Below are 8,915 nucleotides of genomic sequence, written 5' to 3' on the forward strand. Positions count from 1 at the left end.
TGATGGTTTTGACATTTCATGAATTTTCCCCTTCTCTGTTATCTGGCCGGTACTGCTTCTGTCTCAATGACAAATTTCACAGTTCCTTCCATCTCTTCCGGTTTTCCGGCAAAAGTATCGTATCTGCACTCTTCGCCTGTGAGCGCCTTGAACCGGTCAGCAATATCCTGAAACTCTGTATCCGTCACTTCCTGAAGTTTGGAAATTCCTTCTTCTTCAAACTGTTTCATTCCATCTGCCAACGTCTTGGCACCGGTGCTCAGTGTATCAATGCCGCTTTGTACCTGACCGCTTGCTGTTTTCAAAGATGCACCTCCGGATACCAGTTTCTGCGTTCCGCTTTTCAGCGTGGCAGCGCCTTCCTTTAGCGCCTGACTGTTTTGAGAAAGTGCAGCAGAACCGGAGGAAAGCCGGCTTCCTAAAGTGTCCAGCCCGTTGGAAAGCTGTGTTGTACCGCCCAGTAAGGTCTGTGCGCCTTTCCGTACCGACGGACTGCTGTCTTTGAGTTTTCCTGCTCCGCTTTTCAATGCTTCATTATATTGTCCAAGACTCTCAAATCCTTGCTGAAGATTCTGAATCCCTGCTGCTCCATTCTGCAAGGCGTCCGATGCTTTTCCCAGTTCAGAAAGACCTCCCGACAGAGTCCCTGCTGCCTGGTACAGTCCCTGCATTCCGCGGTTAAGAATTTCAACCTGCCGTGAAATTTCCTGCATAGATGTTTGTGGAAGTGCGTCCTTCTTCTCTTCCATTTCTTTTAGTCCGTCCTGCAGTCCTGTCATCCGGGAAGAAAGCCTGCCGGATGATGTCACAACTGTCCGGATCTCTGATTCCAGCGATGATACATTCCGGGACAGTTCTTCCGTATCAATTCCGGAAAAGTCCGGCATTTCTACTGTATCCAGTCCGGAAAGATTTTGCAGGTTTTGTGCGGATGTGCGGGCATTCTCCAGGCTTTGCACGGCTGTCTCTATCTGAGCGGCAGCCTCCTCCTGCCCTGCCGCGCGAAGTGCCTGTATCTGCTGATTAAGCCCGGCCTGAGCCGCGGCAATCTGTTCCTCTCCTTCAGCCGCCGCCTTTTTTGCCATCTGTATTTTCCGGTTATTCTCTTCTACCGTCCGGTTGATCTTTGCGACCTGTTCACTGCATCCTTTCTCCAGCAAACCAGCTTTTTCGTTTACCTCATTCAGAAGACCGGCCAGTGTTTGAAGAGATGCCGTAATCTCCGACGCAGGTCCGGCAATCTCCTTTTCAATATCTTTGCCAAGTTCGCCGGCGGCTGAAGTCAGTTCCTGCCCGGTCTTCGTCATTTCATCAACCTGTTCCAGCAGTTTCTGAACGGTCTCTGACTTCAGCGCCTGACTGAGTGTTTCCGTTCCGTCCGCAATCTCACCGGCGGCCGCAAGAAGGTCTTCCTCTGCGCTTCCTGTTCCGTCCGCGCTCTCACTTAGTATCCGGACGGCCTCCTGTATTCTGGTCAGGCCTTCGGAAAGTGCAGACAGTTGCTTTGCTCCTTCAGCCAGCTTTTCTTCTCCGGCCACATAGGTATTGACTCCATCTGCCAGAGTGTCCGCTCCTTCTGTATACTCTTCGATTCCGGCAAGCAGAGTATTGACTCCGTTCTTATACTCTGTAATAGTAGCGGACAGTTCCCCGTTCTCGCCAAAATACGTCTGAATTCCCGCATTTAATGTGTCCGTACCTGAGGTATATTCTGCGATTCCGGCAGCAAGGGAAGCCGCGCCCGCATCCAGAGCATCGATTCCGCTTTGCATCGTATCGATCCCCTGATCAAATTCTGCATATCTACTTCCCAGCGTGTCAGCTCCTTTGGACAGCTCTTTTGAGCCCTGCACCAGTTCCAGTGCCGCATCTTCCATTTTCGCAAGAGAATCCGACAGTTCATCTAAACTGTCAAAACTATCAGGATCAATTTCGTCCAGTACGTCTGTCAGTCCGACCGTATAAGTCGACGGCATTGAAAAATCTTCTACATCCGCAGAAATTGTCAGCGTATCCGGAATCGTAAGTATTTCTGCCGCCGCCTCTCCTTCTTTCATACCAAGACTTTCTTTCAGCCCCGGCATAGCCACGCCCAGAATGATATTTTTATCCCCGTCATTGATAACTTTCCCGTTGTCAATTCTGACATCGGAACATGTTTTATTTGGAAGGATCAGTCCTGTCACAAGAACAATCGGGCTGAATACTGTTTCTTCCCCGCCCTTTACGCTTACCGTACGCTTTGCGTGATTTTCATATGTAATCCGGATTTCCAGATGGCCGTTTTTCCCATCCAGTTCTTCCGGCGAAATCTCTTTTCCATCCAGGATATACACTGTTTTCATGGAGACCGGAAGTTCCTGTTCTGTTGTCCCCTGATAAAAGATGTCCTCTCCTTTTGCCTGCCATGTAAGCCGGTTTCCATTTTGTGAAACGTTCTCGTCCCCTTTGATGTTTTTGATCCCGTCCAGAATACTTTCGTCAGCGACTGTTCCGGTACTCTGAATCCCTTTCAACTGTTCGGAAACGGTTACCGATTTCTGCTTTCCCGCAGCATCTGCATTAACATAAACCGTTTCCTCCTTACAGACCGCATTATTTCCTGCATTTTCGCTTCCTGCAGCGCACACCGGCACCGCAGACAACACCACCGACATCCCGGCCGCCAGAGACGCAGCCATTTTCTGTTTCCATTTTCTGTTTCTGCTCATCATTCATTTCCTTTCCTTCATTTAAAATCAGGCTGTTTTTTTCTTTCCCGAAAAACCTGCCGCATTCTTCTTTTGTCCAAGAAATCCGATGGACGTTTTGCATACTACACCGTCAAAAATCATAAACATAGCCGGAAGAATGAGAATTACTACACACATGCTAATCAATGCACCTCTTGCCAGCAACGTACAGATCGAGCTGATCATATCAATATTGGAATATGCCGCCACACCGAATGTAGCCGCAAAAAAGCTCAGACCGCTGCTTACGATCGACGGCATGCTCATCCGGTGCGCGATGGAAACCGCCTCTTTTTTATTTTTTCCTCTTCTTCTCTCTTTCTGATATCTGCTTGTCATCAAAATAGCATAATCCACAGTTGCTCCAAGCTGGATTGTACCGATTACAATGCTTGCGACAAACGGAAGGCTCTCTCCCTGAAAATAAGGAACCGCCATATTGACCATAATGGCAGATTCAATCACCGCAACAAGAATGACCGGGAGGGAAATCGATTTAAAGGTCAGCATGATAATGAGAAAAATTGCAGCTATAGACACCAGATTGACCATTTTCAAATCGATATCGGTCACGTCCTGCAAATCCTTCATCAGAGGAGCTTCCCCGATAACCATGGCATCGCTGTCGTAGGCTTTTACGATCCTGTCAATTTGAGTAATCTGCCGGTTTACCGCTTCTGTCGCCGCCCCGTATTCTGAACAGACAAATGCCAGCTCATAGTTCTCGCTTTGCAGCATCTCTTTGACTTCTGACGGAATCATAGATTCCGGAACTGCCGGACCGATCAGGGAATTCATACTGATACTCCACTTCACGCCGTCCACCTCATCAATCTTTTCCATCATCTCCTGTTTTTTCAGGCTGTCCATATGTTTGTCCATCAATACCATGTGCACATTTGCCATATCGAAATCCTTCTCCAGTTTTTCATTCGCAATGTTGCTTGGCAAAGACTCCGGCAGGGACTGAGCGATGTTGTAATAAATTTCCGTACGGCTGTTTCCATACGCCGCCGGAATAATCAGAATAAGAAATACCCCGATCCACACTTTGTAATGTTTTGTGATAAATCCGGAAATCCGGTCCATATTTGTCAGCAGCTGCCGGTGGCTTGTCTTTTCAATTGCTCTATCAAATACAAGTACCAGCGACGGGAGAATGGTTACGCAGCACAATACGCCCATCAAAACGCCTTTTCCCATGACAATTCCAAGATCTCTTCCCAGCGCGAAGGTCATGAAGCACAATGCCGCAAATCCCGCAATTGTTGTAACGGAACTTGCGATGACCGACTGGAACGTGTTTGCAATCGCATGCCCCATGGCCCGTTCTTTCTCACCCGGAAAACGTTTTTTATTTTCTTCATAGCTGTGGAGCAGAAAAATAGAATAGTCCATTGTCACCCCAAGCTGCAGTATCGCCGTCAGCGACTGAGTGATATAGGAAATCTCGCCCAGAAAAATATTTGTTCCCATATTGTAGAGAATCGCAAGCCCTATACTCAGCAGAAACAATACCGGAACAAGATACGATCCCGATGTCAGTTCCAGAATGAAAAGGCAGAGCAGCACTGCAATGACAACATAGACCGGCATCTCCTTCAGACAAAGATTTTTGATATCCGTTACAACACCGGTCATTCCGCTGATAAAACACTGCTTATCCGCGGTCTTCCTCATCTGCGTCACTGCATCCATTGCCTCATCCGAGGATGTCGTATTGTCAAAAAGCGCCAGCAGCATCGTAGCATCTCCCCGGAAAAATGCCTCCTCCAAATCATCCGGCAGCATTTCCACCGGAACTGTAATATCCGTTATATCATCGTACCAGAGTACATCTTTCACATGCGGAATCTCTTCAAATGCCTCTTTTAGCTTCTGCACGTCTTTCAGTTCCATATCCTCCGCCACGACCATGGAAAATGCCCCCATGCCGTATTCATCCACCAGAAGATCCTGCCCTTTCACAGTTTCCAGATGCTCCGGAAGATAACTGAGCAAATCATAATTAACCCGTGTTTTTGCCATCCCGATCACCGATGGAACAACAAGGAGGATCCCCAGAATTAAAATCAGTACCTTGTGCCTGGCAATCCATTTGCCGATTTTCACCACCTGTACCAACTCCTTTCACTTGTAAACGTTATTCCTTAAGTATAATCAAAAATGACTATTAGTCAATAATTTTGAAGGAAAAAATGAATTTTAGTCATTTTATTGACTTTTCACGACAAATCTATCATAATGTGTCTAATAGCAAATTGTAAAAAGGAGACATCTGCATGGGAAAGGTAGAAGAAAACAAAAAGCAGAAAAAGGATCTGCTTCTCAAAACAGCCTTCCGTCTGTTTACAGAGAAAGGATTCTCGAAAACAACCATATCTGATATTGTTCAGGAGGCGGGACTTGCAAAAGGAACTTTTTATCTGTATTTTCAGGATAAATATGATCTAAGAAATGAACTGATCGTCTTTAAAGCCGGCCAGCTGTTTGATGATGCACACCGTGCGCTGGAAACATCTCATGCCTCCGGATTTGAGGAGGAACTGCTGTTTATTACAGATTATATCATTGACTGTTTCCGCAGCCAGCACGCATTAATGGAATTTGTTGCCAAAAATCTCTCCTGGGGAATTTTTCAGAATACCGTTTCTGATACAGGATTTTTAACCTCCCAGAAATTTTATGAGCATTTTCTGGAATCAATGCTGAAATACGGAGTTCACTGCGATACCCCGGAACTGATGCTTTTTACTATTATCGAACTTATCGGTTCCACCAGCTATAACTGCATCCTCTACAGTCAGCCGGTTCCGATTGAGGAATATCTTCCTTATCTTCACAGTATTCTCAGGCAGATTATCCGGATATATACGGATGAAAAAATCTGATAGCTTATTCAACAATACCGGAAAATCTGCTTGATCACCCTGGTTTTCCCGGGTAAAACGGCCATTTGCGTTAAAATCTTAATAGACCATTAAGAAAATTTCGTTTTCTTTTATGATCTGCACATATTTTAGACACATTTTCTGGTTATACTAAGAATCAGATAGTTGATAAACAAATCACTATCTCCCCCCTCATAAAGTAAGGCACTTCAAAGTGCCGCACTTTACTCTCATTCCTTTAGATAACTTATAAACAGCGAAACCCGCCAACCTTTAAGGTTAGCGGGTTTTCGCCGTTTATATCTTCACTGGAAGTCAGTCGCAGCACATCTATAAATTCTTCTGCTGTATAAATTCTGTTTTCTTCTAATTGTGTCATGACGTTGTTGGCCGAAATCGGAATCATATATTCTGCGTCTGCTGTCTCGATATAAATTGCATATGTATTATATTGATACAGAACAACTGTTTTTGCATCTTTGATTTCTTTCTGCCCTCTCAGTTCTTCCTGACCGTTTACAAGTGCGTTTAACTCTTCCATATCTGTCAGGACTTCCTGCTTTTCTTCCATTTCTCCATAGGCGACTAATTCAAAACCTCCCTTCTCCTGATAAAACAAGGTCAGGCCGACCAGTTCATTCTGGCTGTTGCTGAGCGGTACCTGTAATACATATTCTTCGGATATATTATCCTTAAACGTGCCATTCTGGTCAAATTCACGAATAACGTGTTCACTTTTTAATGTGTAAACTTCATACGCTTTTTTCGGTTCAAACGCCAGGCCCTCATAGAGTTCCACGGAATTTCCTTCTCCGGTATGTGATGTTGTAAGATTTCTCTGTATTTCAGCAATCATTGTTTCTGATTCGGGCGAGCGAAAAAAGGACTTCATCTGTTTTGCTTCCTTTTTCAGTCCCGGTGCAATTTGGCTTTCAATCGGACTTTTTACCCCTGTCACAACTGTTCCTGCCAATACTGCCAGAAAGATTCCTGCTGCGCATCCGGAAAGTACGGTTTTCTTTAACATAAAAACAGCCCCTCTCGTAAAAGAAACCCCCGAAGTTGCCGCTTCGAGGGTCGTATCTGTTGCTAAAACTTGAACAACTTGTATTTCTGCTCTTTTATCCATTGTACCATACGCACTGTGTAAGTACAATGTTTATCCGCTGCCTTTTCCATTTCCAACCGTAGCTTTTATACTACAATGGCATGTACAATATGTACCACAATCAGAAGGCAGAGCAATACTGAAAGTACTCTGTGGATTTTGATCCAGTTTCTGGTCTTCATCTTGCCTTTGAACGCCGAGAAAATCAGAAGAATCAACAAACAGAGCCATGCCGGCTTTCCGCTCATCATCGCCGGGTTGTTTCCGGAGAGAATTCCGTGGACAAGTGATGTCACAAGGAGGAGAATCCCATAGATCGTGTGGGGCTTTAAAACCGCCTGAAGCATCTGGTGTCCTCTTGCCGCACCGCTTTTCCGAAAGGGTGCCATAATACAGAGGATCAGCAGTATCAATGAAATAACAATCATAATCAGATTTAATATTGTCATAGTACCTCCTGCAAGTCTTTTCTTGGTTAGCAATAACTAACCAAGAGTTTACAATATGTCTACAGGATTGTAAAGTACTTTTTTCGTCTGATCTTTTACTCTATTTCATCTTTTGTCCGCCCTTCTGTTCCCAACGACCGGGCGGACATTCTCTATTCAGAGAATGTCCGTTCCGGATTGTTTGCCAGCGCTTCTTTTGCCAGTTCCTGCATGGAGATTGTTTCTGTCTTATCTTCATACCGGATGGTCAGCACATCATCCTCGTCAATTTTTGTGCTTTTTCCGTTCAGCCCCATCACGGTATTTTTATCAATAAATGTATAGCCATAATAGGCGGATTTCTGATATACCTTTTTCAGCGGATTGCGGTATCCTTCTGTAATCACAATCGTATTTTCCTCGTTTTCATCTGCCTCTACATAGAGGACTGTGTCCTCCTGTGGGGTGAATCTTAATGTTGCAATGCTCCCCGAGGCTTCCACGCTCATCTTGACATCCGAGGAATCCGCAGTCCATGTGCGGCCATAGTACCACGTTCCTACTCCGAAGAGAACCACACAGACCAGTACCGCAGCTCCAGCCGCTGCCGCAATCCTCTGCTTTACCCTCCGGTTCAGCTTTCGGAATGGCCGGATGGCTTTCTTGTTCTTTTCTACAGAAGCCTCTGATGAAAGATCCGCCTGCATTTCCTTCAGATATTCTCTGCATTCTGCACAGCTTTCCAGATGTTCCTCAACCAGTCTGTTGCTCTCCTGGCTTGTCAGTCCATCAATATAACTCGGCAGTAAATCCCTGATTATTTCACAATTTAATTTCATACTTCATCATCCTTTCACAAGTTTTTGTTTCGCCCGATAAAATGTCACTCTGGCCCAGTTTTCGTTTTTCCCGAAGATGTCTCCGATCTCCCGGAAGGAAAAGGCTCCTGTAAGCCTGAGAAGCACAACCTCCTTCGCAGTCTCGTCCAGAATGTGCACTTTCCTGAACAGTTCCATCTTCTCTTCCCTGATAGAGACAGTCTCGAACAGATCTGCGCCGGAGGAGGCAAGCTTTTCATTTAATTCACTGGTGCCTTTCCGCCTGCGCCTCGCCAGTTCCTGATACCAGAGATGTTTCGCGATCTGACACAGCCAGGTGGAAACTTTGCATCTTCCATCGTATCTCCCTACAGAGCGAACCGCCTGATAAAAAGTCTCCTGCGTCAGTTCCTGCGCAGTGTCCTCGTCACGGCACAGCGTCATCAGATATTTGAAAACCGGATCCGCATACTCTCTATATATGGCATCCATATCCATCATCTTCCCCCTCACCTCCTTTGTGCCCATATATCCGAAAAAGGATGATTTCGTTACATAGATTTTTCAATTTTATTAAAACATGTGAATGCGTCCTGCCCCCTGCAAGCATTCCTCTACGGTTACAAATCAAGTTTTTAGCTTCAAAACCTGATTTTATTGAAGCTGGTACGGTTAAAAACAAACTTATTGCTCCCTCATCCGTATTTTTTACCTGGTCTCTACGGTTGCAAATTGATTTTTCCATATTACAACCGTATTTTAGGTGCGGTTTGTACGGTCAAAAATATATTTTCTTATATTTAAACCGTATCCCGATCCTAAAGTGAGCCCCTTGTCAAGGACATCCGAAAAATTTTTTGTCTGGATTTTATAACAGCTTAAATGCTGATGGTAACTCGTTGGTTTTAATATATTTATAGTACTCGTTTGGAGACATT

Annotated in this window: 8 protein-coding genes; 1 reads left to right on the forward strand and 7 read right to left on the reverse strand. The window is 45.1% G+C overall.

Going from position 1 to position 8,915, the window contains the following annotated elements; genetic code table 11:
- Positions 1-38 precede the first annotated feature (38 nt).
- Positions 39-2,711: a hypothetical protein gene (locus B5G11_RS15645; protein ID WP_158099309.1), complete on the reverse strand. Its 2,673-nt coding sequence runs from the start codon at positions 2,709-2,711 to the stop codon at positions 39-41.
- Between the two features lie 27 nt (positions 2,712-2,738).
- The gene (locus B5G11_RS15650) at positions 2,739-4,847 is read right to left on the reverse strand and encodes an MMPL family transporter (protein ID WP_087255500.1); all 2,109 of its coding nucleotides are present in this window, start codon (positions 4,845-4,847) and stop codon (positions 2,739-2,741) included.
- Positions 4,848-5,014: 167 nt separating this feature from the next.
- Here B5G11_RS15650 and B5G11_RS15655 point away from each other — a divergent pair, with 167 nt between their 5' ends.
- Positions 5,015-5,623: a TetR/AcrR family transcriptional regulator gene (locus tag B5G11_RS15655; RefSeq protein WP_087169655.1), complete on the forward strand. Its 609-nt coding sequence runs from the start codon at positions 5,015-5,017 to the stop codon at positions 5,621-5,623.
- Positions 5,624-5,870: 247 nt separating this feature from the next.
- On the opposite strand, the gene B5G11_RS15660 is transcribed toward B5G11_RS15655, so the two are convergent.
- From B5G11_RS15660 to B5G11_RS16225, 5 genes are all read right to left on the reverse strand, one after another.
- On the reverse strand, positions 5,871-6,650 hold the full coding sequence (locus B5G11_RS15660; RefSeq protein WP_087255502.1) for a hypothetical protein: 780 nt from the start codon (positions 6,648-6,650) through the stop codon (positions 5,871-5,873).
- A 167-nt stretch (positions 6,651-6,817) separates the two neighbouring features.
- Positions 6,818-7,180 (reverse strand): hypothetical protein, encoded by a 363-nt coding sequence (locus B5G11_RS15665; RefSeq protein ID WP_087255505.1) that lies wholly within the window; start codon positions 7,178-7,180, stop codon positions 6,818-6,820.
- 152 nt (positions 7,181-7,332) lie between these two features.
- Positions 7,333-7,998 (reverse strand): zf-HC2 domain-containing protein, encoded by a 666-nt coding sequence (locus B5G11_RS15670; RefSeq protein ID WP_087255508.1) that lies wholly within the window; start codon positions 7,996-7,998, stop codon positions 7,333-7,335.
- Positions 7,999-8,004: 6 nt separating this feature from the next.
- Positions 8,005-8,478 (reverse strand): sigma-70 family RNA polymerase sigma factor, encoded by a 474-nt coding sequence (locus B5G11_RS15675; protein ID WP_087255512.1) that lies wholly within the window; start codon positions 8,476-8,478, stop codon positions 8,005-8,007.
- Positions 8,453-8,722, reverse strand: coding sequence for a hypothetical protein (locus B5G11_RS16225; protein WP_144289712.1), 270 nt, complete (start codon positions 8,720-8,722; stop codon positions 8,453-8,455). The genes B5G11_RS15675 and B5G11_RS16225 overlap by 26 nt, the downstream gene beginning before the upstream one ends.
- Positions 8,723-8,915 lie beyond the last annotated feature (193 nt).

This window comes from Drancourtella sp. An57 (genome assembly GCF_002161525.1).
GTDB classification, from domain to species: domain Bacteria; phylum Bacillota; class Clostridia; order Lachnospirales; family Lachnospiraceae; genus Sellimonas; species Sellimonas catena.